At 69.8% G+C, this 496-nt stretch carries 1 protein-coding gene; it reads right to left on the bottom strand.

Going from position 1 to position 496, the window contains the following annotated elements; genetic code table 11:
* Positions 1-126 precede the first annotated feature (126 nt).
* The coding region (locus AC1DYG_RS19395) for an AMP-binding enzyme (RefSeq protein WP_477641487.1) at positions 127-496 on the bottom strand (370 nt) is incomplete at its 5' end.

Below are 496 nucleotides of genomic sequence, written 5' to 3'. Positions count from 1 at the left end.
GCCGCGGCGATGCCGACCTTGCGGACGATCGTGCGGCTCACGGCTGCCCCTTCCGGTTTCGTCCGGCCACCCTCCCACACGGTCCCCGCCGGCTGCGCCGTTTCCGCGCAGGCCCGTCGCGGACGGTCAGGACCGGACGGTCCGCAGCTCCCGCTTGAGCAGCTTGCCGCTCTGGTTTCTCGGCAGCTCCTCGACGAACACCACCCGCTTGGGCACCTTGAACGGCGCGATCCGCTCCTTGACGTGCGCGATCAGCGACTCGGACGTCACCTCGCCGTCCTCGCGCAGCACCACGACCGCGGTGATCGCCTCGATCCACTTCTCGTCCGGGGTGCCGATGACCGCGACCTCCGCGACCGCGGGGTGCGTGTAGATCGCGTCCTCGACCTCGCGTGAGGCGACGAGGATCCCGCCGGTGTTGATGACGTCCTTGATGCGGTCCACCACCGTGATGAAGCCCTCGGCGTCACGGGTGACCAGGTCGCCGGAGTGGAAC

The organism is Pedococcus sp. P1_H8 (assembly GCF_056405175.1).
Note: the sequence above shows the minus strand (reverse complement) of the source record. Positions and strands in the feature narration are given on the sequence as shown.